Annotated in this window: 18 protein-coding genes; 17 read left to right on the forward strand and 1 reads right to left on the reverse strand. The window is 70.4% G+C overall.

Translation table 11 applies throughout. The annotated features are described in order from the left end of the window. The first annotated feature begins 4 nt into the window (after nt 1-4). The 12 genes from K9U40_RS08970 to hemN all read left to right on the forward strand — a co-directional run bounded on the left by K9U40_RS08970 (nt 5) and on the right by hemN (nt 16,619). Nucleotides 5-730 carry an ABC transporter ATP-binding protein gene (locus K9U40_RS08970; protein WP_282889855.1) on the forward strand — a complete coding sequence of 242 codons (726 nt, stop codon included), beginning with the start codon at nt 5-7 and terminating at the stop codon, nt 728-730. After that, on the forward strand, nt 730-3,297 hold the full coding sequence (locus tag K9U40_RS08975; protein ID WP_282889856.1) for an ABC transporter permease: 2,568 nt from the start codon (nt 730-732) through the stop codon (nt 3,295-3,297). Before K9U40_RS08970 ends, K9U40_RS08975 begins: the two co-directional genes overlap by 1 nt. A gap of 159 nt (nt 3,298-3,456) precedes the next feature. After that, a complete protein-coding gene (locus K9U40_RS08980) occupies nt 3,457-4,812 on the forward strand; it encodes a DUF3422 family protein (protein WP_282889857.1) in 1,356 nt (451 codons plus the stop codon). Between the two features lie 177 nt (nt 4,813-4,989). Further along, entirely contained in the window at nt 4,990-5,631 is a 642-nt protein-coding gene (locus K9U40_RS08985) for an MBL fold metallo-hydrolase (protein ID WP_282889858.1), read from the forward strand. A gap of 61 nt (nt 5,632-5,692) precedes the next feature. Then, nucleotides 5,693-6,397, forward strand: a complete 705-nt coding sequence (locus tag K9U40_RS08990) for a DUF1045 domain-containing protein (protein ID WP_282889859.1) — start codon at nt 5,693-5,695, stop codon at nt 6,395-6,397. After that, complete coding sequence (locus K9U40_RS08995; RefSeq protein ID WP_282889860.1) at nt 6,394-7,008, forward strand: chloramphenicol acetyltransferase; 615 nt, start codon at nt 6,394-6,396, stop codon at nt 7,006-7,008. Before K9U40_RS08990 ends, K9U40_RS08995 begins: the two co-directional genes overlap by 4 nt. A gap of 175 nt (nt 7,009-7,183) precedes the next feature. After that, nucleotides 7,184-7,885, forward strand: a complete 702-nt coding sequence (locus tag K9U40_RS09000; protein ID WP_282889861.1) for an alginate O-acetyltransferase AlgF — start codon at nt 7,184-7,186, stop codon at nt 7,883-7,885. A gap of 117 nt (nt 7,886-8,002) precedes the next feature. Next, nucleotides 8,003-9,388, forward strand: coding sequence for an MBOAT family O-acyltransferase (locus K9U40_RS09005; protein WP_282889862.1), 1,386 nt, complete (start codon nt 8,003-8,005; stop codon nt 9,386-9,388). 6 nt (nt 9,389-9,394) lie between these two features. Beyond that, nucleotides 9,395-10,471, forward strand: coding sequence for an alginate O-acetyltransferase AlgX-related protein (locus K9U40_RS09010; RefSeq protein WP_282889863.1), 1,077 nt, complete (start codon nt 9,395-9,397; stop codon nt 10,469-10,471). Beyond that, nucleotides 10,468-11,478 (forward strand): alginate O-acetyltransferase AlgX-related protein, encoded by a 1,011-nt coding sequence (locus K9U40_RS09015; protein ID WP_282889864.1) that lies wholly within the window; start codon nt 10,468-10,470, stop codon nt 11,476-11,478. Before K9U40_RS09010 ends, K9U40_RS09015 begins: the two co-directional genes overlap by 4 nt. A gap of 180 nt (nt 11,479-11,658) precedes the next feature. Then, entirely contained in the window at nt 11,659-15,132 is a 3,474-nt protein-coding gene (locus K9U40_RS09020) for a bacteriophage N4 adsorption protein A (protein ID WP_282889865.1), read from the forward strand. A gap of 83 nt (nt 15,133-15,215) precedes the next feature. Then, on the forward strand, nt 15,216-16,619 hold the full coding sequence (hemN, locus tag K9U40_RS09025; protein WP_282889866.1) for an oxygen-independent coproporphyrinogen III oxidase: 1,404 nt from the start codon (nt 15,216-15,218) through the stop codon (nt 16,617-16,619). 306 nt (nt 16,620-16,925) lie between these two features. On the opposite strand, the gene K9U40_RS09030 is transcribed toward hemN, so the two are convergent. After that, nucleotides 16,926-17,636, reverse strand: a complete 711-nt coding sequence (locus tag K9U40_RS09030; RefSeq protein WP_282889867.1) for a helix-turn-helix domain-containing protein — start codon at nt 17,634-17,636, stop codon at nt 16,926-16,928. A 200-nt stretch (nt 17,637-17,836) separates the two neighbouring features. On the opposite strand from K9U40_RS09030, the gene K9U40_RS09035 reads away from it, so the two are divergent. From K9U40_RS09035 to K9U40_RS09055, 5 genes are all read left to right on the forward strand, one after another. Further along, complete coding sequence (locus tag K9U40_RS09035) at nt 17,837-19,330, forward strand: sensor histidine kinase (protein WP_282889873.1); 1,494 nt, start codon at nt 17,837-17,839, stop codon at nt 19,328-19,330. Next, nucleotides 19,323-19,964, forward strand: coding sequence for a response regulator FixJ (fixJ, locus tag K9U40_RS09040; protein WP_282889868.1), 642 nt, complete (start codon nt 19,323-19,325; stop codon nt 19,962-19,964). The genes K9U40_RS09035 and fixJ overlap by 8 nt, the downstream gene beginning before the upstream one ends. Nucleotides 19,965-20,115: 151 nt before the next feature. Then, nucleotides 20,116-20,502 (forward strand): response regulator transcription factor, encoded by a 387-nt coding sequence (locus tag K9U40_RS09045; protein WP_282889869.1) that lies wholly within the window; start codon nt 20,116-20,118, stop codon nt 20,500-20,502. 159 nt (nt 20,503-20,661) lie between these two features. Further along, on the forward strand, nt 20,662-23,361 hold the full coding sequence (locus K9U40_RS09050) for a bifunctional acetate--CoA ligase family protein/GNAT family N-acetyltransferase (protein ID WP_282889870.1): 2,700 nt from the start codon (nt 20,662-20,664) through the stop codon (nt 23,359-23,361). Between the two features lie 390 nt (nt 23,362-23,751). Then, complete coding sequence (locus K9U40_RS09055) at nt 23,752-25,083, forward strand: putative bifunctional diguanylate cyclase/phosphodiesterase (RefSeq protein ID WP_282889871.1); 1,332 nt, start codon at nt 23,752-23,754, stop codon at nt 25,081-25,083. Nucleotides 25,084-25,141: the final 58 nt, after the last annotated feature.

Below are 25,141 nucleotides of genomic sequence, written 5' to 3' on the forward strand. Positions count from 1 at the left end.
AGGCATGGATGATGTGTCCTCTCCGCGTTCCACCATCGCGCTGTCGCACGTGGACCTGTCCCTGGGAAGCGGGGCGGCCCGGGTCCATGTCCTGAAGGACATCTCTGTCGAGATCGGGGCGGGGCAGGCGGTGGGGCTGGTGGGGCCCTCGGGTTCCGGCAAGTCCACCCTGCTCATGGTGATGGCGGGCCTGGAGCGGGTGGATTGCGGCCGCGTCACCGTGGCCGGTACCGACATCACCCGCCTCGGCGAGGATGCGCTGGCGCGCTTTCGCGGCCGGCACATCGGCATCGTGTTCCAGTCGTTCCACCTCATCCCCACCATGACGGCGCTGGAGAACGTGGCCGTCCCGCTGGAGCTCATGGGCCGCGCCGATGCCTTCGCTCGCGCCGCGCAGGAGCTGGAGGCGGTGGGGCTTTCCGCCCGCGCCGGGCATTATCCGGGGCAGCTCTCCGGCGGCGAGCAGCAGCGGGTGGCGCTCGCCCGCGCGCTGGCGCCCGAGCCGCCCATCCTCGTGGCCGACGAGCCCACAGGCAATCTCGACGAGGCCACCGGCCGGCAGATCATGGACCTCCTCTTTGCCATCCACCGCGCCCGCGGCACCACGCTGGTGCTCGTCACCCATGACACCGCTTTGGCGCGGCGCTGCCAGCGGGTGCTTGCCCTGCACTCGGGCGTGGTGAAGGATGACAGCGCGGCGCTGCCGCGCGCCGGCGCGGAGGCGCTGTGATGGCGGCTGTCGTCGCCGCCTCGCCCCGACTGCCGCGATCCCTGCCCCGGTCCCTGCGCTTTGCCCTGCGCGAATTGCGCGGGGCGCGGCGCGGCTTCGGCGTGTTCCTCGGCTGCCTGGTTCTGGGCGTGATGGCCATTGCCGGCATCGGCTCCTTCGCCGGCGCCCTCACCCAGGGGCTGGAGCGGGAGGGCCGCGCCATCCTCGGCGGCGATGCCGCCTTCACCCTGGTGCAGCGGGAGGCAAGCGCCGAGGAACTGGCCGCCCTCGTGCGCGGCGGCACCCTCGATGCGGTCATCCTGCTGCGGGCCATGGCGCGGACCGCCGGCGGCGATGCGGCGCTGGCGGAGGTGAAGGCCGTGGACGGCCTCTATCCCCTCGTGGGGCAGGTGGCGTTGAGCCCGCCCGCGCCGCTCGCGGAGGTGCTCGAAGAGCGCGGCGGCTTCTACGGCGCGGCGGTCGATCCGGTGCTGCTGGGCCGGCTCGGCCTGAAGGTGGGTGACCGCCTGCTGCTCGGCGACGCCATGGTCGAGGTGCGCGCGGTGCTGGAGAGCGAGCCCGACAAGCTCTCCTCCGGCATCGGCTTCGGCGCGCGCCTCCTGGTCTCGCAGGCGGTGTTGCCGCAGACGCATCTGATCCAGCCGGGCAGCCTCGTGCGCCGGAGCTATCGCGTGGTGCTGGCGGATCCGTCGCCGGCGGCGCTGACCGCCTTCATGGACGGGACGCGGGATCGCTTCGGCGCGGCGGGCTTCGAGATGCGCACCCGCGACGGCGCCACCCCGCAGCTCGCCCGCAACGTGCGGCGCATCAGCCAGTTCCTGGCGCTGGTGGCGCTCACGGCGCTGCTGGTGGGCGGGGTGGGCGTGGCCAATGCGGTGTCGAGCCACCTGTCGGCCAAGCGGGAGGTCATCGCCACCCTGAAGGCCGTGGGGGCGACGCGGGGCGACATCTTCCGTACCTATGCCGCCGAGATCGGTCTCATCGCGGCGCTCGGCATCGGCCTCGGGCTGGGACTGGGGGCGGCTCTGCCGTTCGTGGCGAGCGCGGCCATCGGCGCGCTGGTGCCGTTTCCGCTGGAGCCGCGCATCGATCCGGCGGCGCTGGCGCTGGCGGCGCTCTATGGCGTGCTGGTCTCGGCGCTGTTCTCCTTCATCCCGCTGGCGCGGGCGCAGCAGGCGCGGGTCTCCGCCTTGTTCCGCGACGGCATCGGCGAGCCGGCGCCGAGGATCGGCCTTCGCGCCGCGGCTGCGGTGGCGGGCATCGGCGTGGCCCTGCTCGCCCTCGCGCTCGCCACCTCCGAGGACCGGCGCGCCGCCGCCGTCTTCATCGGGGCCGCGGCCCTGGTGTTCCTGGTGCTGCGCGGGGTCGCCGCCGGCCTGATGGCGCTGGCGCGCCGGGCGCCGCGGCCGCGCGACGCCATGGTTCGCCTCGCCCTCGCCAACGTGCACCGGCCGGGGGCGCTCACCCCCTCCGTGGTGCTGTCCCTGGGGCTCGGCCTGTCGCTGATGGTGGGCATCGCCCTTGTGGATGCGAGCCTCAGCCGGGAGCTGGCCGGTCCCCTGCGGCAGGCGGCGCCGAGCTTCTTCTTCGTGGATGTGCCGAGCGGCGAGGAGGCGGACTTCCGCGCCTTCCTGGCGGCAACGGCTCCCGGCGCCGAGGTGAAGGCGGTGCCCATGCTGCGCGGGCGCATCACCAGGGTGAAGGACACGCCCGCCGAGGAGGTGAAGCCGCGCGCCGACGCCGCCTGGGTGCTCCAGAGCGATCGCGGCATCTCCAGTGCCGCCGAGGTTCCGGAGGGCTCGCGGGTGGTGGCGGGCCAGTGGTGGAGCGGCGACGAGACCGAGCCCCTCGTCTCCTTCGACGCCGAGCTCGCCAAGGGCCTCGGCCTCGCCCTCGGCGACACGGTGACGGTGAACGTGCTCGGCCGCCCCATCACCGCGCGCATCGCCAATCTGCGCGAGGTGAAGTGGGAGCGGCTCGGCATCAACTTCGTCATGGTGTTCTCGCCTTCCACCTTCGCCGGGGCGCCGCATACCGTGCTTGCCACCCTGACCTTTCCCGATGGCGGCGACACGGCGCGGGAGGTGGCGCTGCTGAAGGCGGTGGCAAACCGCTTTCCGGCCATCACCACGGTGCGGGTGAAGGAGACGCTGGAGGAGGCCCAGCGCATGCTGGACAACCTGTCGCTGGGCATCCGCGCGGCGAGCCTCGTCACCCTCGTCACCTCGGTGCTGGTGCTGGCCGGGGCGCTGGCGGCGGGACGCGAGGGCCGCATCTATGACGCCGTGATCCTCAAGACGCTGGGGGCGACGCGGGGCCGGCTCATGCTCGCCTATGGCCTCGAATATGCCGGGCTGGGGCTGGCCACCGCGCTGGTGGCGGTGGCGGCGGGCAGCCTTGCCGCCTTCGGCGTGGTGACGCAGGTGATGGATATCGGCTTCAGTTTCTCGCTGCCGGCGGCAGCCGGGGCCGTCATCGGCGCGCTGGTCGTTACGGTGGGCGTCGGGCTGGGCGGCACCCTGCGGGCGCTGTCCGTCCCGCCCGCGCGGGTGCTGCGGCACCTGTGAGATGCGTCGGGGCCGGGGGCGAACGCCTCCGGCCGCGGTCGCGAGGGGAAGGCCTCCGACAGCGCCGGTCCCCCGGTGCGACGCTTGAACCGGCACGCATGCCTTGATCGCGCACTGCCGCCGTGCCAGCACGGACAAAACGATCAGGGAGCGGGCGCGATGGGCAATGGGCGCACGGGGGACGAGGCGGATCTCGTCATCGGCGAAGGGCGGGCGCTTCACGCCCACCCCCTGCGCGCGCAGGTGCTGCGCGAACTGCATGCGCGCCCGTTCGCGCCGGCACAGGCGCCCCGGCGCATGCTGCATGCCGCCTTCCTGCTGGATGCGACCACGGCCCAGGCCGACCGCGCCGCCGTGGCGGCCCTGTGCAACGCGCGCGGGCTTCCCGCCCCGGCCCAGGGCGCCAAGTATCACCACGTCTCGTTCGGCGGCGCCGAGCTGCGCTGGGAGAGCCACGCCGAGTTCTGTACCTACACCTGGGATCTGCCCTCCAGCGGCATCCAGCCCGGCGGCCTGCCGTTCCAGCCGCCGGCGGCAACCCTCGCCAGCCCCTTCGGCGAGGTGCCGCAGCCGGGGCCGCTTCTGGTGGCGGTGGATCTCCACCTCGTGCCCGACACTGCCGAGGATTTCTTCCTCGACCAGGTATTCGACCGCTCCAGCCTCGCCCGCGCCGACGTGAATGACGGCTTTGCCGAGATCGCCACCGACTTCATGGCCGACCCCTCCGGCTTCGTGCGCATCCTGGTGCGCAACCGGGGCCTCGGGCCGGACGCGGCCGGTGCGCTGGTGCAGCGGCTGCTGGAGATCGAGACCTACCGCACCCTCGCCTTGCTCGGCCTGCCCGAGGCGCAGCGCCTGTCGCCGGAAGTGGCGCGCATCGAGGCCCGGCTCGCCACCGCGGCGACCGAGATGACCTGCACCAAGGGCCTCGTGGACAACAACAGGCTGCTGGACCAGCTGGTGGCGCTCGCCGCCGAGCTGGAGGCGGGGGCGGCCGGCGCCCTGTTCCGCTTCGGCGCGAGCCGGGCCTATATGGAGATCGTGCGGCTGCGTCTCGCCACCATCCGCGAGGTGCCGGTGACGGGCTTTCCCACCTGGCAGCAATTCCTCGACCGCCGCATGGCCCCCGCCATGCGCACCTGCTTCGCGGTGGAGGAGCGGCAGGAGAAGATCGCCCGCAAGCTCGCCAATGCCGCCGACCTGCTGCGCACCCGCGTGGATGTGGAGCTGGAGCAGCAGAACCGCGACCTGCTCACCTCCATGAACGAGCGCACCCGCCTGCAGCTGCGCCTGCAGCGCACCGTGGAGGGCCTCTCGGTGGCGGCCATCTCCTATTACGTGGTCAGCCTGTTCCACCACATGGCCGAGGGCATCCACGAGAGCGGGATCGACGCGCGCACCTTCGGCGTCCATCTGGACGTGGGCCTCGCCACCGCGCTGGCGGTGCCGGTCGCCTTGCTCGGCGTGTGGTCGGTGGTGCGGCGAATCCGCCGGTCCCACGGCGACGGCGACTGATCCGGGCGGCCCCGACCCGGGGCGGATGCCGCGCGGGCTTGACCATGGGCGCGTGAACCGCATTCATCCCGTCATGGCACATGCATGCGCCCGCCATCTTGCGCCGGCGCCCGCCGTGCCGGACCTTTCCACCTGACCGGAGCCGGGCGCCGCCCGCCCGCCTGAGCGGAGCCCTTCATGCAGCCGATCCAGATCGCCGTCGTCCCCGTCACTCTGTTCGAGCAGAATTGCTCGCTGCTGTGGTGCACCAGGACCATGAAGGGCGTGGTGATTGATCCCGGCGGCGACCTCGACAAGATCAGGTCCGCCATCGCCGAGACCGGCATCGCGGTGGAGAAGATCCTTCTGACCCACGGCCATGTGGACCACGCCGCCGGCGCCGCCGAACTGGCCGAAAGCCTCGGCGTCAAGGTGGAGGGGCCGGGGGAGGCCGACCAGTTCATCATGGACGACATCCCCGCCGCGGCGGCTAAATATGGCATTCCCGATGCCCGCGCGGTGACGCCCGACCGCTATCTGAGCGAGGGCGAAACCGTGAGCGTGGGCGACCTCACCCTCGACATCCTCCACGTGCCGGGGCACACGCCGGGCCATCTCGTCTTCGTCTACAGGCCGGTTGGCATCGCCATCGTGGGCGATACCCTGTTCCGAGGCTCGGTGGGGCGCACCGACTTTCCCTATGGCGATCCGGACCTCCTGATCTCCGGCATCGTCGGCAAGCTGCTGCCGCTCGGCGACAACGTGGTCTGCCTGCCCGGTCATGGTCCTGTCACCAGCATCGGCGACGAAAAGGCCCACAACCCGTTCCTTCCGCGCTGATCTTTGCGGCGCTCTGTCCCGCTGATCCGCCGCCCGTGACGCGCCAGGAGGTGCCGCCACCGTGACCGCCCCGCGCTATGCCCTCTATCTCGCCCCGCCGGCCGAAAGCGCCCTGTGGCGCTTCGGCTCCTGCGTGCTCGGCTATGATGCGGAGGCCGGCATCGAGCCCGCCTTTCCCGACCTCGCCGGATTCGACGCGGAAGAATGGCACAAGGCCACCGCCGAGCCCCGGCGCTACGGCTTCCACGGCACGCTGAAGGCGCCCTTCCGCCTGGCGGAGGGCGTGACGCTGTCGGATCTCGAAGCTGCGGCCGCGGCCTGCGCCGCCGGTCATCATCCGTTCGAGATGCCGCCCCTCGAGGTGCGCGCCATCGGCCCCTTCGTCGCCCTCGTGCCGGCGGTGCCGGCACCCAAGCTCGCGGACCTCGCCGCCGCGTGCGTCACCGAGCTGGATGGGTTCCGGGCCCGGCTTTCGCCCGCCGACCTGGCGCGGCGCAGGCCGGATCGCCTGTCGGCGCGCCAGTTGGGCTATCTGGAAGCCTACGGCTACCCTTACGTGCTGGACGAGTTCCGCTTCCACATGACGCTTACCGGCCCGCTGGAGGAAGCGGAGCGCGGCCATGCCATGAACGCCCTCGCGGATGCGTTCCACGCCTGCGGCGCCGACCTGCCGCTGACCGTCGCCGACCTCGCCCTCTATGTGCAGGAGGCGCCCGGCACGCGCTTCCGCCTGGCGCGGCGCCTGCCCTTCGGGGGTGGCCGGTGAAGGTTTTGGGGGAGACCCCCCTCGTCGATCCCACCGCGCAGGTGAGGGCCTCCACCCTCGGCCGCTACACCGAGGTGGGCGCCCGCACCAAGCTGCTCGAAGTGGAGATGGGCGACTATTCCTACGTGGTGAACGATGCCGACATCGCCTATGCGCGCATCGGCAGGTTCTGCTCCATCGCCGCCATGACCCGGCTTAATCCGGGCAACCATCCCACCTGGCGGGCCTCGCAGGCGCATTTCACCTACCGCGCCTCCGCCTATTTTCCCGGTGAAGAGGACGAGGCGGAGTTCTTCCAGTGGCGGCGCGACCAGCGGCTGACCCTCGGTCATGACGTGTGGATCGGCCACGGGGCGGTGGTGCTGGCGGGGCGCAGCGTGGGCACCGGCGCGGTGGTGGCGGCGGGGGCGGTGGTGACGAAGGACGTGCCGGCCTATGTCATCGTTGCCGGGGTGCCGGCGCGGGTGGTGAAGGAGCGCTTTCCGGCGGACATCGCCGCGCGCCTCCAGGCGCTCGGCTGGTGGGACTGGAGCCACGCGCAGCTCAAGGCCGCGCTGCCGGACTTCCGCGCGCTCCCCATCGCGGCGTTCCTGGAGAAATACGAGGGGTGACAGCGGGTGCCGGAACCCCGGTCGCCCCGCGTAACCATAGACGGCGATGGACGGGCGGCTCGGTTGTCTCACGCCGGCGCAGGGCCTAACTGTCTTAGCGTTCGAGGGCAAGGCGCGGTCCCGGGTCCGTGCCGGCGCCGCTCGAACCTGCTCCAGGCTGGTCAGGGGTCCGCGCATGCCTGTTTCCATTCGCGTCACGAGAGCCGCCGCATGCGGCATCGCCGCCGGCCTCGGCGCGCTCGTCCTCGCCTTCTCCGGACAGGGTGCGCAGGCGCAGGAGCTGACACGGCTTTATGCGCCGAAGCCTCCGGCCGGCTCGGCCTATGTGCGCGTCCTCGACCTTGCCCGCGGCGGCGCGCCCATCGCCTTCGGCACGGGGCCGGCGGCGCCGGTGGCGGCGGGCGACGCGGCCACCATCTACCGCGTGGTGAAGGGCGGCGCGCCGCTCGCCGTGAGCATCGACGGCCGGCCGGTGGCGGGGGAGGTGGTGCCCGCGGCCGACGCCTTCTCCACCGTAGTGGTGCCCGCGAGCGGACCGGCGGTGGTCATTGCCGATTCCACCGAAGGCCGCAACGACCTCAAGGCCCAGCTGCGCTTCTACAATCTCGTGCCCGGCTGCGACGGCGCCGTGGCGGTGGCCGATGGCGGCCCCATGGTGTTCGAGGCGGTGGCGCCCAACACCACCCGCCAGCGCGCCATCAATCCCATCGCGGCGATCCTTGCCGCGACCTGCGGGGCGGCGGCTTCCGGCCCCCTGACCCTGCCGGAGCTGAAGGCCGGGGACCATTACAGCCTGTTCCTGCTGCCGGGCGCCTCCGGCCCGGTGCTCGCCGGCCAGCGCGACGAGACGGAGCCCTATCGCGGCGCCGGCAACTGACGAGGCCGGCGCCATTCGCGCTCACACGGGTTCACCAAAATGCTCCTGACTTTTCATTCACTGCATTTTCTTCACGCGGGCCGGTCTCCACTTCGCTTGAAAATGCCCTGAGTCCCCATGGTCTTCGCCTCCGACAGCTTCCTGTTCCTGTTCCTGCCGGTCTTCCTCATCGTCTACGCGCTGACGCCGGGGGCGGCGCGGAATCTTGCCATCCTCGCTTTCTCCTGGCTGTTCTATGCGTGGTGGCGGGCGGATTTCCTGCCGCTCATCGTCTCCATCGCCGTATGGTCGTGGGCCACGGGCCTGTGGATCGCCCGCGCGGACGGCGCGGCGCGGCGGCGGGCGCTGCTGGTGGCCATCGCCTGGCCGCTCGCCTCCCTCGTCTGGTTCAAGTACGCCAACCTTTTCGTCCATTCGGCCGGGGCGCTGGGCGCGTCGGTGTGGGGCTGGCAGGACGTGCTTTTGCCCATCGGTCTCAGCTTCTTCGTGTTCGGCGCCATCTCCTATTCCACCGACGTGTTCCGCGGCACCGTCGCGGCTGAGCCCTCGTTCGTGAACTACGCCACCTACCAGTCCATGTTCGGCCACCTCGTGGCCGGTCCCGTGGTGCGCTACCAATGGGTGGCGCAGAGGCTGAAGGCGCGCACCTTCCACCGCGCCGAATTCATGTTCGCCGTGGAGCGCTTCATGCTCGGCTTCGCCCAGAAGGTGCTCATCGCCGACACGCTGGCCCCCCTGGTGGATGCGGGCTACGCCATCGCCGAGCCGACCACGGCGGACGTGCTGCTGGCCGTGGCGGGCTATACGCTCCAGCTCTATTTCGACTTTTCCGGCTACAGCGCCATGGCCATCGGCCTCGGGCTGATGGTGGGGCTGAAGTTTCCGGAGAATTTCGACAATCCCTATCTCGCCACCTCGCTCGCCGATTTCTGGCGGCGCTGGCACATCTCGCTGTCCACCTGGCTGCGCGACTATCTCTACATTCCGCTGGGCGGCAACCGGGGCTCCACGTCCCGCGTCTCCATGAACCTGCTCGTCACCATGGGGCTCGGCGGCCTGTGGCACGGGGCGAGCTGGACCTTCCTCATCTGGGGCCTGTGGCACGGCTTCGGCCTGATGGTCGGGCGGGTGTGGCGGAATGCGCGCCTGCCCGGCACCGGGCCGTTCATCGGGCACATGCTCACGCTCGCCTTCGTCATGGTCGGCTGGGCGCTGTTCCGCGCCCAGAGCTGGGACGAGGCGGGGCGCATCTTCTCCGGCCTCGCGGGCGCCCACGGGCTTGCCCTGTCGCCCGCCATGGGGGCGGCGATCCGGCCGCTGGAACTGGTGGCCCTCGCCCTCGGCATCGGCCTTATCTACCTGCCGAAGCTCCTGCGCATCGACCCTTCCGCCCCCGATCCGGGCCATGCGCTGCGGGCGTGGACGGCGCTGCCTTTGTTCCTGTTCGCGCTGTTCGTGCTGCAGGGACGGATCGTCGTGCCCTTCCTCTATTTCCAGTTCTGACGCCCCATGACGCCCCTCGCCCGCACCCTCGCCACCCTCGCCTTCCTGGCCCTCATGCTCGCCGGCCTCGGCTGCGTCGTCACGCATCTTGCGGGCGCGGGCGGGGCGAACGTGGCGGCCGCTTTCACCGGGCGCAACCTGCTGGACGGCCGCTTCTCCGCCGTGCTCGACAAGGCGGTGGTGGCAGCCCTGCCCAAGACGCCCGCCCTCGACGACCTCGCCTCCGGCCTCGCCTATCGCCTGTTCGGCGATGCCGGGGCGCAGGTGCGGGCCGGCTGTCCCGGCTGGCTGTTCCTTGCCGAAGAGCTGGTGGAGACCAAGGGCGGGGAGGGGAACCTTGCCGCCCGCGCCCGCCTCGCCGTCCGCATCCGCGACGAAATGGCGAGGCGCAACATCGCCCTCGTGGTGCTGCCGGTGCCGGACAAGGCGGAACTGGCCGCCGATGGGCTGTGCGGGCTTGCGGTCGCCGATCAGGCGCGAGGGCGGCGCGGGGCGTGGCAGGCGGCGAGCGCGGCCCTTGGGCTCGATCAGGTGGAGATTGCAACAGGCTGGCCCAAGGGTGCCGTCCTGCGCACCGACACCCACTGGAACGGGGCCGGCGCCAGCTTCGCCGCCCGCCGCCTCGCGGAAGCGATCACCCGGCGGCTCGGGCCGGGCGACACCGGGGTGACTTTGAAGGAGAGCGCGCCCGCGTCCCGCGTGGGCGACCTCATGCGCCTTGCGGGGCTGTCGCGCTCCTGGCCCTGGTCCGGCCCCGCGCCGGACGAGGTGAGCGAGGTGCGCGCGGCCATCGCCCGCTCGGGCGGGCTGCTCGACGACGTGCCGGTGCCTTCCGTGCTTCTGGCCGGCTCGTCCTATTCCCTCAATTCGGGTTTCGCCGACCGCCTCCAGGCCGCCTCGGGCCGGGAGGTGGCGCAGAAGAGCCGGGAAGGGTCCGGTTTTGCCGGCGCGCTTCTGGACATCCTCGACGCGACGCCGCAGATGCTCGACGGCGTGCGCCTCGTGGTGTGGGAATTTCCCATGCGGGTTCTGACCCAGCCCCTCACCGAGGCCGAGCTTCGCCATCTGGGAGACAGGACATGACGCTTCGCCTCTTCCTGAATCGTCGCCGGGTGATTGCCGGCGGCCTCATGTCGCTCGGCGCCGTGTTCTCGGTCGCGGCGGCGGCCCCGGCCATGGCCCAGACGGCGTCCGGCGGCACGCCCATCCTCATCGGCAAGGACGGCTGGCTGTTTCCCGGCTGGGAGAGCCTGACGGTGCTGGACCGGGCCGGCATCACCGCCAATGTGGGGCTGATCCGGGACGCGAAGGCCGCGCTCGCGGCGCGGGGCGTCACCCTCGTCACCCTCGTGGTGCCGCTGAAGGCCGGCTTCTACAAGGCGCGCCTGCCGGAGGGCGCGAGCCTGTCGGCGGACGTGGCGGGCCAATACGACTTCATCCTCGACGAGCTGAAGAAGGCTGGCATCGACACGCTGGACCTGCGCCCCGCTTTGAAAGCGGTGGAGACCGGCCGGCAGACCAGCTTCTACCGGGCCGACTACCACTGGACCGCCTGGTCGGCGGAGGCCGCTGCGGACGCGGTGGCGGCGGCCATCAAGGCCAGGGTGCCGAAGCTCGCGGGCAATCCGGGCGGCGACAAGCTGGGCGAATGGGTCACCCAACGCCATCTGGGCGACCTCGCCGAACGCTTCCTCACCCCCGACCAGCAGAAGCAGGTGGGCCCCGACCTCTACACCGTGCGCACCCCGCCCGCCGCCAAGGCCTCCCTGCTGGAGGGCGGGCCGGCACCGGTCCAGGTGGTGGGCAACAGCTTCGTGCAGCCCTATCTGGGCTTCCCGCAGAAGCTCTCCAACGCCCTCGACCGGCCGGTCTCCCTCACCTGGAACCCGGGCAATGTGGGCCCGTGGGTCACCTTCCTCCAGTCCGTGGGCACGCCGGACTTTGCCAAGGCGCCGCCGCAGGTGCTGGTGTGGCAGTTCAACGAGGGGCCGTTCCACAGCGGCCCGCAGGCCGCCGACCAGTGGGATGCGCCCTCCCTCATGAGCCCGGCGACCTGGCGCGAGCGCATGGGCGCGGCGATCGGGAAGTAAACGCCGAGTTAAGACCCTTCGCGGGGCGCGTCGCACCCGTTGTCGGAGCAGAGTGTTTCTTGGGTGCCGGAGCGGGTCGCCGTCAGCCGATATGGTAAACGAAGTATTTATCGAAGTATTCCATTCACCGTGTCTCTTAAGGTTAACCCCGGCTTAAATAATCCCTGAGACGGTGGCGCCATGACCACCGCGATTCTTCTCCGCACGGCCCTCTCCCTCCATGCAGTCCGGGACCCGCGGCGCCGCCGGCGCGCGGCCTTCGGCGCCGCGCTGGCCGCCTCGGTGGCGGCCGGGGCGCTCGCCGGGGCCATGCCGGCCCGTGCCGAGCCGCCGGAACTGACCGGCGCGGCCTGGGCCGCGGCCGATCGGGCCTATGTCGCCCAGCGCGACAAGAAATATGCGGAGACGGTTGCCTATGCCCGCGAGGCGCTGAAGCTGCGGCCCGACGTGCCGCGTTTGTGGCTGCTGCTGATGGATGCGCTGGACGCGCAGGGCAAGACCGCCGAGGCCGTGGCCACCGGCAACGAGGCCATTGCCGCCGGCATCGCCGACCAGACCCTGGTGGCGCGGGTGCGGGCGCAGAGCAGGATCCTGGCGCAGACGCCCTCGCTCGCGGCCAACAAGGCGCTGGAGGCGGCCAATCCCAAGGCGGCCGTGGCGGCGGCGAAGCAGGCCATCGCGCTGGTGCCGGACGACCTCAGCTATCGCATGCTGCTGGTCTACGCCCTCATTGCGGACGGGCAGATCGAGGCGGCGGAGAAGGCCGCCGGCGCGGCGGTGGAGGTGGATCCCCATTCCTTCCTGCCCCGCACCCTGCGCGGCTATCTGCGCGAGCGGCTCGGCCGCATCGCCGAGGCGGAGCAGGATTTCGACACCGCGCTCAAGGATGAGGTGCTGACCGGCCCCACCGCGCGCGACGTGCGCCTCGTGATGGCGGATGCCGCCATCGCCGCCGGCCATCCCCAGCGCGCCGTCAGGCTGCTGGAGCCGGTGCAGCCGCAGGACGCGGCGGTCGCGGCGCGGCTGCGCGTCGCCCGTGCGCAGGAGAAGAATCCGAAACTGTTGCCGGACAAGGCGTTCCAGTCCCTGCCCGTGCCCTACCAGAAGTGCGTGGACACGCCCTACGGGCCCGCGTGCAGCCTCGTGCCCGCCACCACGCCCCCCGGCGGCGGAGTCTCCGACACCCCCGGCTACGATGCCGCGCTCGAAGCCTTCAACGCCTATCGCGACGGCAATGACGGCCTCGCCGAGACCCGCATCCGCGAGGCGCTGAAGGACAATCCCGCCAATCCCACCTGGCGCCGCCTGCTGGTGGACACGCTGGAGCGGGCGAAGAAGTTCAAGGAGCTGGACGGCGCCATCCGCGATGCCATCGCCCAGGGCGACACCGACCCGACCCTGCTCGCCCTGCGCGCCGCCAACGAGAAGCGCCTCGCCGAGCCTTTGGCGGAACAGGCCATCAGGGAGATCGCGCGCGGCAAGGCGCAGGCCGCCGTCGCCCTCGCCCGGCAGGCGGTGGAGCGGGCGCCGGATGCCCTCGTGTTCCGCATCGTGCTCATCAACGCCCTGATGGCGGCAGGTCAGGTCAAGGAGGCGGAGGCCGCCGCCGCCGGTGCGGTCGCCGACACGCCGCGCGAGCCGCTGCCCCATGTGCTGCGCGGCTACCTGTTGCAGAAGCTCGGCCAGCGCGACGAGGCGGTCAAGGAATTCGACACGGCGCTCGCGAGCCCCGTTCTGACCGATCTTGAGGACCTGAATTTCCGCTTCATCGCCGCCAATGCGGCGCTTGCCGCCGGGCAGGCCGCCGACGCGCTGAAGCTGCTTGAGCCCCTCGACGCGGACAGGAACAAGGAAATCGTGCCGCTGCGCAAGCAGGCCGACGCGCTGATGAAGGCGCCGGGCGGAGCGCGCCCGGCCCTGGTGCAGCCCGTGGTGCTGTGCCAGCCCACGTCCTACGGGGTCATCTGCTCGGTCTTCGCCGGCCAGTCCATGCAGGTGGCGGGGGCGGGCCTGAACCCGGCCGCGCCCGGCTATGCCGCAGCCAGCGCCGCCTATGCCGCCTTCGGCAGGCGCGACTACGCCACCGCCATCGCCGAGGCGCGCCGCGCGGTGGATGCGGCACCGGGCAACACGACCTATCAGGTGCTGCTGCTCAACGCCCTCACCTCGGCGGGCCGCTACCAGGAGGCGGAGGCGGTGGCGGACCGCCTCCTTGCCGGCAACCCGCGCGATGCGACGCTGCTGGTGCAGCGGGCGAACCTGCGCATGCGGGCGCGGGATTTCACCGGCGCCATCCAGGATTTCCGTGCCGCCCTCGCCTCCGGCCGCCTGCCGGCCGGCGAGGTGCGCCAGGTGCGCCTCGGCCTTGCCGACGCGGCTCTTTCGGCGCGGCAGCCGGCCATCGCCCTCGACGCCCTCGCGCCCTATCGGGGCGAGGGCAGCTACGAGGTGCAGGCGCGGGTCGGCTTCGCCTCTCTCGCTCTCGACGACAAGGAGGCGGCTCTTCAGGCCTTCACCCTGGCCGCCGCCGGCGCGCGCACGGGGCAGGAGCGCATGGCCATGCTCACGGCGCGCATCGGCGTGCTGTCACAGCTCGGGCGCAAGGAGGAGGCGCGCCAGCTCTTCCTCTCCGCCTACAATAATGGTGCCCTGCGCGGCATGAAGGCGGTGGATCTCGCTGTGCTGGCAAGCCAGGCGGGCGAGGACGAACTCGCCTACGACTACTTCGCCGAAGCCAACAGCCGCTGGCAGCTGCGCGGCACAAACCTGATCAATGCCGGCTACACGGCGCGGCGCACCTATCACAACGCCGAGGCGGTGGATTACTTCAAGTCCGCCATCGACGAGGCGCGGGAGGGCAAGCTGAAGCTCGATCCGCAGTATCTGTTCGGCCTTCGCCGCGAGGTGGCGGAACTGACGCGGACCTGGGGCGCCTATGCCTCGGTGAGCTACGGCGCGGTGGGCGTCGCCCCCGGCTCCTATCTGGCGCCGCCCTCGCCGGGTGCGAACCACACCATCGGCGCCGGCGGCGAGATCTACTGGCGCCCGCCGGGCATCGGCTATCGCGACGGCTCCATCTTTGAATTGTTCGTGCGCGGCTTCGGCACGCTCTACAGTGATGCCGGCGGCCCCACCGGCTTCGATACTGTCCAGGGCGGCGCCGGCGCCCGGTGGAAGCCGTTCAAGAGCGAGAACCTGGTGCTGGAGGCGTCTTACCTGTTCCCGGTGGGCCAGTATGCCCGCGACGACGTGCTGTTGCGCGTCGCCTATTCCAAGAGCGAGGGCACCGACCTCAGGGTAGACGTGGACAACTGGCGGGCCTGGCAGGTCTATGCCGACTACAATTACTTCCTGATGGAGCCGCAGACGGTCGCCACCTTCGAGGCGCGCTACGGCCATGCCTGGCGACTCGATTCCCTTTCCGACAGGCTGGTGCTGTGGCCCTATCTCGCCATAGGCGGCGGTTACGACACCGGCTATGCCACGCCGTTTGCCCTCGGCGCGGGTCCGGGCGCGACCCTGCGCTACTGGTTCAACGAGGACGAATATGCCGCGCCCCGCTCCTATCTCGACCTGACGCTGCAATATCGCTTCAAGCTGGCGGGGGACGAGCGGGCGGAGGGCATCTTCGCCGGGGCCTTCCTGTCCTATTGAGGGGTGCGGCAAGGGGTGGCGCATTGGCTGCCCCTTGCGCCACATCAAGGCAGGGCAAGGGCCGGCGCCCCATGGTCGCCGCCATGACCCAAGCTGCCTTCTGCCCCGCCCCCCGGCTTGATGCGCCGACCCTCCTCGCCCGCTACGGGCAGCCGGTGCCGCGCTATACGAGTTATCCCACCGCGCCCCATTTCTCCCCCGCCGTCGATGCCGCGACCTATGCCTCGTGGCTCGCGGAAGTGCCGGGGGATGCGCGTGTGTCGGCCTATGTGCACGTGCCCTTCTGCGCCGAGCTGTGCCTCTATTGCGGCTGCCAGACGGCGGTGGCCCGCAGCCGCACCCCGGTGAAGGCCTATGCCGAGCGGCTGGTTGCGGAGATCGGCCTCGTCGCCCGCCACCTGCCGGGCCGACTGAAGCTGTCCCACCTGCATTTCGGCGGCGGCACCCCCACCATGCTGGCGGACGAGGACTTCGCTTCCATCCTCGGCGCGCTGCGCGAGACCTTCGATTTTGCCCCGGACGCCGAGATCGCCATCGAGATCGACCCGCGGGTGATGGACGCCGACAAGGTGGAGACGCTGGCCCGCGAGGGCTTCAACCGCGCCAGCCTCGGGGTGCAGGATTTTGATCCCGCCGTGCAGCAGGCCATCGGCCGCCACCAGTCGTGCGAGGAGACCCAGGCGGTGGCGGATGCCCTGCGCGCGGCCGGCATCGCCGCCCTCAACCTAGACCTCATGTACGGCCTGCCCCATCAGGACAAGGCTTCCGTCCGCCGCACGGTGGAGGCGGCCCTCGGCCTTGATCCGGACCGCATCGCCGTGTTCGGCTACGCCCATGTGCCGTGGATGAAGAAGCACCAGGCCCTGATCCCGGAAGACGCGCTGCCCGGCGCTGCCGAGCGTCTGGCGCAGGCCGAGCTGGTGGCGGACATGCTCGCTGCCCATGGCTACGTGCCGGTGGGGCTCGACCATTTCGCCCGCGCGTCGGACGCCATGGCGGAACGGGCGGCGGCGGGAACGCTGAAGCGCAACTTCCAGGGCTACACCACCGACGACGCCCCAGTGCTCATCGGCTTCGGCGCCTCGGCCATCGGCGCGCTGCCGCAGGGCTATGTGCAGAACCTGCCCGCCACGCCGACGTGGCACAAGGCGGTGGAGGCCGGCACCCTGCCCATCGGGCGCGGCGTCGCGCTCAGCGACGAGGACCGGCTGCGCCGTCACGTCATCGAGCGGCTCATGTGCGACCTCGCCGTGGACCTCGATGCGGCCTGCGCGCAATACGGCTTTCCGCGCGGCTTCTTCGCCGACGAGATCCACGCCCTGGAGCCCTTGATCGTGGACGGCCTCGCCTTTCGCCACGGCGCGGTGGTGGAGGTGCCGGAAGCCGCGCGCCCCTTCACCCGCGTGGTCTGCGCCGTGTTCGATGCGCGCCTTGCGGCAAGCCGCGCCGCAGCCCCGGAGCAGAAGCGCCACGCCGCGGTGGTCTGAAGGCGTTCTCTTTCTTGCGTTTAGAGGGCGATTCACAGAGCAAATTGTTTCAATTTGCTCGGATCGCGCTCTAGAGCACGCGCCGATCTGCCTGCATCGCAAGCTGATCGGAGAACGCGTTCTCTTTCTCGCGTTTAGAGGGCGATTCACCGAGCAAATTGTTTCAATTTGCTCGGATCGCGCTCTAAGGCCGGCGCGGCGGCCGGCTCTTCATGGCTCAAAAAGAAAAAGGCACGCGCCCGGAAGCGCGTGCCGAAGGAGGTGCACCGCAGATGAAGATTGCGGCACGCCGGGGGAAAAGACGGATCAGGAATTCAGGCGCTTCAGCGCCACCCCGTCGCGCAGCACCACGCGGCGGGACGAGGGCAGGGCGATGGCCGAAATCTCCTCAAGATGGGTCAGGGTGCGCGACACCGTCTCGATGGTGAGGCCGAGGAAGTCGGCGATGTCCTGCCGCGACATGGGCAGCGTCACCTCGATGCCGTTCGTGCCCTGGCCGGAGCCGGCGCGCGCCGCCATGTCGAGCAGGAAGGTGGCGACCCGCTCCTGGGCGGTCTTGCGGCCGAGCACCAGCAGATGGTCCTGGGCGCGGCCGAGCTCGGAGGCGGTGAGCGCCCACAGAGCATGGGACAGCTCGGCGTCGTCGGCGGCGCGGGCGAAGAGAAGGGAGCGCTTCACGCGCACCACCTTGCATTCGCTCACGGCCTCGGCGGAGAAGCGGTGGCGGAGCTCCATCTCCCAGCCGAACACGTCGCCGGCGAGGCAGAAAGTCTCGATCTGGCGCCGGCCATCGCCCAGCAGCTTGCAGATGCGTACGGCACCGGAGAGAACCACATAGAGATGGTCTGCAGCCTGATCCTCGCCGAAGATCTCGGCATTGCGGGCATAGGAGGCTACGACACCGAGGCGGGCCACCACGTCGACGGGGGAACGGGCCTCGGCCTCGTCGCCCCAGCGCGGAGCGGTCATGGGATGCGCATAGGCCTTCTGGGCGATCGCTGCGGCGGGGCTCGGCATCGGTTTACCCTTCCATCACGTTGGATAAAGGGATAACCGGCCTTGACGCATCGCAAAATTCGGATCGAACACTTAAGTCGGTGCCCTTAAGTAGTTTTACGGAGTTGCCTCGCGTGGCTTCAGAAGGGACGGGCCGGCTCCGATCGGGTGACGGCGCCAGGGACGGTATGGCAGGCGGAATGGACAGCGTGGTGACCAATATGTCCGCACGGCGCCCGGCCGGGCGGGTGCCGTGGACCGACGCCTTCGTCGGCGGCGCGGTGGCGCTTGCCGTGCTCGGGCTCGGCCTCGTCGTGGGCTTCCCCCCGTTCCGGGCCGAGGGGCTGATGCTCCAGCTCGCCGGGGTGATGCTGGTGAGCGGGCGCGGGCTCGTCGCCGGCGGCAGCGCGCTGGCGGTCGCCATCGCGGCGGGGGCGGCGCTCGCGCTGGCCACGGGCACAGGCAGCCCCACCGCCGGCAATGCGGGCTTCGATCCCGCGACGCTCGCCTTGTTCCTTGCGGTGGGCCTCGGCATCGCCATCCTGGGCGAGCGGCTGCGGCGCACGAGGCTCGACGCGGCGGCCCGCAACCGCGACCTGCTGGCGCGCGAGGCGCACCTGTCCTCCATCCTCGACACCGTGCCCGACGCCATGGTGGTGATCGACGAGCGCGGCATCATGCGCTCCTTCTCCAGCGCGGCGGAGCGCCTGTTCGGCTATACGGCGGCGGAAGCGGTGGGGCAGAACGTCTCGATCCTGATGCCGGGTCCGCACCGCCAGAATCACGACGGCTATCTCGGACGCTACCTGGCGACCGGCGAGCGGCGCATCATCGGCATCGGCCGGGTGGTGGTGGGCGAGCGCAAGGACGGTTCCACCTTTCCCATGGAGCTGGCGGTGGGCGAGATGCGCTCCGCCTCCGAGCGCTTCTTCACCGGCTTCATCCGCGACCTCACCGAGCGTCAGGAGACCGAGGCGCGGCTGCAGGAGCTGCAGGCGGAGCTGGTCCACATCTCCCGCCTCACCGCCATGGGCGAGATGGCGTCCACCCTCGCCCACGAGCTGAACCAGCCGCTCTCCGCCATCGCCAACTACATCAAGGGCTCGCGCCGGCTGCTGGATGCGGGAAGCTTCAAGGTGGAGATGCTCCAGGGCGCGCTGGAGAAGGCCGGGGAGCAGGCCCTGCGCGCCGGCCAGATCATCCGGCGGCTGCGGGACTTCGTCTCCCGCGGGGAGAGCGAGCGGCGGGTGGAAAGCCTCTCCAAGCTGGTGGAGGAGGCGAGCGCCCTCGCTTTGGTGGGCGCCAAAGAGCATGGTATCCAGGTGCGCTTTCAGTTTGACCCGAAGTGCGACCTCGTGCTCGCCGACAAGGTGCAGGTCCAGCAGGTATTGCTGAACTTGATGCGCAACGCCCTGGAGGCAATGATGGAGACGCCGCGGCGCCAGCTACTGGTGAAGACCGAGGCGGCAGAGGACGATATGGTGATGATCAGCGTCTCGGACACGGGCCACGGCATTTCGGCGGAATACGCCCCGCAGTTGTTCACGCCGTTCGTCACCACCAAGAGGCACGGCATGGGGGTGGGGCTGTCCATTTCGCGCACCATCATCGAGGGTCATGGCGGCCGCATCTGGGCCGAACCCAATCCCCAGGGCGGCGCGGTGTTCCGCTTCACCTTGCGCGCGGTGGGCGAGGAGGTGGCGCTTCATGACTGACGCTCGGGTCTCCGCGGTGATCCATGTCATCGACGATGACGAGGCGGTGCGCCAGTCGCTGGTCTTCCTGCTGGCCACCGCCGGACATACGGTGCTGGAGCACCCCTCGGCGCGTCATTTCGTGGAAGCGGGGTTGCCGGCGGCCGATCCGACCATCAGCTGCATCATCACCGACGTGCGCATGCCGGACATGACCGGCATCGACCTGCTGCATCACCTGAAGGACAAGGGCTCCACCGTGCCGGTCATCGTCGTCACCGGCCATGGCGACGTGCCTTTGGCGGTGGAGGCCATGAAGCTCGGCGCCGCCGACTTCCTGGAAAAGCCGTTCGACGACGTGGCCATCCTGGACACGGTGAAGTCCGCGCTGTCGCGGCGCGAGAAGGCCCACCAGCACGATGCCCTGCGCGAGCAGGTGACGGAGCGCATCGCCGCCTTGTCCCAGCGCGAGCGCCAGGTGCTGGAATGCCTGGTGGCCGGCCAGGCCAACAAGACCATTGCCTACGAGCTGGGCATCAGCCCTAGGACGGTAGAGGTATACCGTGCAAACGTGATGACCAAGATGAAGGCGCAGAGCCTGTCCGAGCTGGTGCGCATGGCGCTGCTGGCCGGCCTGACGCCGGGGGTGGCGTAGGCCGGAGGGGCGAGCCGGAGTGCCGCAGCGCCGGTGCTTGATCTAACGCAACGCCGGATCCCTCCTCCCAAAGTAGACTGAACATAAATCGACCACGCGGACCCTTCCGGCCGGGTGGACCCACGAGGGGGTCGTGGGAAGGATGTGGCAGATGATCGTGTCCAACGCGGCGCCCGCCTTCGTCGTCCACGTGGTGGATGACGATCCGGCCGTCTGCAGCTCGCTGAAGTTCGCGCTGGAGGTCGATGGCTTCAGCGTGCGGACCTATGCGCGCTCGGAGGACGTGCTCGCGGCCGACCTGTCCGGTGGCTGCATGATCGTGGATTACAATCTGCCCGGCCTGAACGGCCTCGACCTGCTGCGCGAGCTCGACCGGCGCCAGGTCCACCTGCCGGCCTTCCTCATCACCAGCAATCCCGCCCAGCACGTGCGCCACCGGGCCACCGCCCAAGGCGTCGCCATCATCGAGAAACCCCTCCTCGGCAACCAGCTCAGCGAGGCCGTGCGCGACAGTTTCGTGCGGTCCGGCCACTGCTGATTCCCGGCGCCCCAGTCTTCTGTCTGCCTTCCCCTCATGGTGTTCCCGTGCCTAACTGGGCGCGGTCGGCAGCGTGTTGACGCTGCGGAACACCCGAGCCGGATCCGGCCAGGTTGCGATGCAGCCGGGCCGGATCCCGCTCCAGCAGCGAGGCCGTTCATGACCACGCGCAATCTCGACGCCTTGTTTCATCCCCGCGCCATTGCCCTCGTCGGCGCCAGCAACCGTCCCGGCAGCATCGGCGCGGTGATCGCGCGCAACCTGTTCGAGGCCGGGTTCGAGGGGCCGATCCTCACCGTCAATCCGAAGGAGCGCGCCATCCGCTCCTCGCTCAACTATGCGTCGGTGGCGGAGCTTCCGATCCCGGTGGACCTTGCCGTGGTGGCCGCCCCGCCCGACAGCGTGCCCGCGATCATCGCCGACCTCGGCGCGAAGGGCTGCCGCGCCGCCGTGGTCCTGCGGGCCGGCTACGGGCCGGGCGAGCAGATCGAGACCGCCGCGCAGCGCCAGGCGATGCTGGACGCGGCACGGCCCTTCCTGCTGCGCGTGCTGGGGCCGAACGGGCTCGGCTTCATCTCCACCCGGCCGCACATCAATGCGAGCATCGCCCACCTGATGCCGGCCAAGGGCGACGTCGCCTTCGTCAGCCAGTCCGGGGCGATGACCTCGGCGGTGCTGGACTGGGCCCATGTGCGCGGCTTCGGCTTTTCCCATGTGGTGTCGCTGGGCGAGAGCGCGGACGTGGATTTCGGCGACATGCTCGATTATCTCGCCCTCGACAACACCACCCGCGCCATCCTGCTCTATGTCGAGCACGTGAAGGATGCGCGCAAGTTCATGTCGGCGGGGCGCATCGCGGCGCGCGCCAAGCCGGTCATCGTCATCAAGGCCGGGCGCGGCGCCGCCGGCGCCCGGGCCGCCCTGTCCCATACCGGCGTGCTCGCCGGCAGCGACCTCGTCTACGACGCCGCCTTCCGCCGCGCCGGCATGCTGCGCGTGCACGAGCTGCGCGAGCTGTTCGAGGCGGTGTCCACCCTGGCGGCCGGCATCAAGCTCACCGGCGACCGGCTCACCATCCTCACCAATGGCGGCGGCGCCGGCGTGGTGGCGGTGGATGCGGTGGAGGGTATTCCCGGCCGCCTCGGCACCCTCAAGCCGGAGACGGCGGAGGCGCTCGACAAGATCATCCCCGGGGCCTGGTCCCGGGCCAATCCGGTGGACATCGTGGACGATGCCGACGGCGCCCGCTACGGCGCGGCCCTGAAGGCGCTGCTCGCCGACAAGGGATCCGACGCGGTGCTGGTGCTCAACTGCCCCTCGTCGGTGGCCGACAGCGGCCAGGCGGCCGACGCGGTGATCACGGCGCTGGAGACGCGCATGCGCGCGCCCGTGCTGACCTGCTGGCTCGGCGACTCCGCCGCAGCCGGGGCCCGCCGGCGCTTCGCCGCCCGGCGGATCCCCACCTACGAGACCCCGGATGAGGCGGTGCGCGCCTTCGGTCACCTGGTCTCCTACCAGCGCAACCAGACCCAGCTCATGGAGACGCCCCCGGCCCGGACCTTCGAGGACCCCGACCGGGCGCGGGCGCGCGCGCTGGTGGAGAAGGTGCTCGGCGAGGGCCGCAGCGCCCTCTCCGAGGTGGAGGCGAAGGCGGTGCTCTCCGCCTACGACATTCCGGTGGTGGAGACCTGCGTCGCCGCGACGCCCGAGGAGGCGGGCCGGTGCGCCGCCGCCATCGGCTTTCCCGTGGTGATCAAGGTGCTGTCGCACGATCTTACCCACAAGTCGGACGTGGGCGGCGTCCGGCTCGACCTGCGCAGCGCGGCCGCGGTGGAGGAAGCCTGCCGCGCCATCATCGCCTCGGTGGCCGAGAAGCGGCCGGAGGCACAGATTGCCGGCTTCACGGTGCAGGCCATGGTGCGCCGCCCCCACGCCCAGGAGCTGATCGCCGGCATCGCCTACGACAAGACCTTCGGGCCGGTGGTGCTGTTCGGCCAGGGCGGGACGGCGGTGGAGGTGATCGGCGACCGCGCCGTCGCCCTGCCGCCCCTCAACGGGGTCCTGGCCCGCGAGATGATCGAGCGCACGCGCGTGGCGAAGCTCCTCGCCGGCTACCGCGACCATCCCCCGGCGGACATGACCGCGGTGGCGGGGACGCTGGTGAAGATCGCCGAGCTGCTCGCCGACCTGCCGCAGATCGCCGAGCTCGACATCAACCCGCTGCTCGCCGACGAGGACGGCGTCATCGCCCTCGACGCCCGCATCGTGGTGCACGAGACGCGGGTGGAGGGCACCGACCGCTTCGCCATCAAGCCCTATCCCTCCAGCGAGGTGTCCGAGCTGGCGCTGACCGACGGGTCTAAGGTGGTGCTGCGGCCCATCCGGCCGGAGGACGAGCCGTGCCTCGTGGACATGGTCCACCGCTCCGACCCGCAGGACGTGCGCATGCGCTTCCTGGGCTCGGTGAAGGACTTCCCCCACCTGATGGCGGCCCGCCTCTCCCAGATCGACTACGACCGGGAGATGGCGTTCGTGGCTGTGGAGCCCAACGGGGACATCTGCGGCGCCGTGCGCATCATCGCCGATCCCGACAACGAGGCGGCCGAATACGCCATCATGGTGCGCTCGGACCTGAAGGGCAAAGGCCTCGGCTTCCAGCTCATGACCGAGATCCTCGCCCATGCCAGGAAGCGCGGCCTCAACAAGGTGTTCGGCGACGTGCTCCGGGAGAACGGGCCCATGCTGCACCTGGCCGAGGACCTGGGCTTCAAGGTCACCGCCGGCAGCGAGGATCCCACCGTGATGCGGGTGGTCCTCGACCTTCGCGCCCAGGCCGCGGCGGCGGGGGCGCGTTCCTAGTGGTTCGACCGCGACAGATGGAGCCCATCTGTCGCGCGCAGGTCGAACCACAACTCTTTGATCTGGTGGGCCAACTTTTCGAAACGGATGGGTGCCACCCGTTTCGGTTGATCCACGAGGGCGATCCGGTCGTGCCTCCGGGCGGGTTTGCGGGAGAGCTTGGCGGGGGACGTGAAACACAACCTTGACTGGAAGAGACGAGGCAGCGATATCGCTCTTGCCACCCGGCCGGGTGGGGATCACCATGCTGCCACCCTACGGCAGCTCTCCCGACGGGAAGATGATCGGGACAGGGCCGGGGGGAGTGATGGGTGTGTCGACCGTGAACAGGGGCGTCCCTCGGGGGGCGTCCCCACGCAGGCCACCGCAAAGATCGGCATTGGGTGATCAGTGAGCGACGCCGACGATGGAGCGCGGGGACCCTGGAAGCCGGAGCATCTTGCACTGCACGATCCGGTGACCAGCCTGCCCAACCGCCTCTTGATGATCGAGTTTCTTGCAGGCGCGCTCGGTTCGCCGCAGGAAGCCAGGCGGACGCTTGCCGTTTTCTGCCTGGCCGTCGATAATTTCAGCCACATCAAAGAGTTGTTCGGCCAAGCTGCGGCGGACCTGATCCTTGCCGAAACCGCGCGGCGCATCCGCCGTTGCGTCCGCGACCGCGACCTGGTGGCGCGGGTCGAGGACGACATGTTCGTCGTCGTCGCCGCCGGCGTGGGAGACGCCAAGGCGGTGGACGGCCTCGCCCGGCGGCTCCAGGCGGCGCTCAACGCGCCCATCGACCTGCCCTCCGGCACCGCTGCCTATCCGCAGGCCAACATGGGCATTGCCCTCGCGCCGCTCGACGCGGAGGATGCGGACGGCCTCGTGCGCTGCGCCGAGCTGGCACTGGAGCAGGCCCGGGAACAGGGGCCGGGCAGCAGCTCCTATTTCGCCGCCGAAATGAACGACGAGATGCAGGGCAGGCGGTCGCTGGAAAGCGACCTGAGGCGCGCCATCATCGCCGACGAGTTCGTGCTCCTGTTCCAGCCGCGCTGCGACGCGCGCACGCTGAAGCTGCGCGGGGTCGAGGCCCTGATCCGCTGGGACCATCCCCAGCTCGGTCTGCTCACCCCGGACGAATTCGTTCCCATCGCGGAGAAGAGCGGGCTTGTCATCCCCATCGGCGAATGGGTGCTGCGGAAGGCGTGCGACACCATTTCCCGCCTGCCGGGCCTCAACGTCTCCGTCAACGTCTCGGTGGTGCAGTTCCGCAGCGGCGGTCTGGTGGACACGGTGGAGGCGGCGCTGAAGGCCAGCGGGGTGTCGCCGGAGCGACTGGAGCTTGAGATCACCGAGAGCGTGCTGATCGAGAATACCGAGAACGCCCTCGACATCCTCATGAGCCTCAAGAAACTGGGTGTGCGCCTGTCCATGGACGATTTCGGCACCGGCTATTCGTCCCTGGGCTACCTGCGCACCTTCCCGTTCGACGCCCTGAAGATCGACCGGCGCTTCGTCGGCGACCTCGACCAGTCCAAGGACGCGCTGGCCATCGTCCAGGCGATCCTGGGGCTCGGCCGCGCCCTCGGCATGCAGGTGGTGGCGGAAGGGGTCGAGACGAAGAGCCAGCTCGACATTCTCAGGGCCGATTCCTGCGACGAGGTGCAGGGCTACTTCCTCGGCCGTCCCATGACGGAGGAAGCGCTGCTCGCCTATATCGCCGAACACCGTATGGCGAGCTGAGCCTTTGGGGAGGCCTGGGGGGGCCGCGGTCTGGCGGGCGATCAGGCCAGCCAGGGGG

The organism is Xanthobacter autotrophicus (assembly GCF_030015065.1).
Classification (GTDB): Bacteria; Pseudomonadota; Alphaproteobacteria; order Rhizobiales; family Xanthobacteraceae; genus Xanthobacter; species Xanthobacter autotrophicus_D.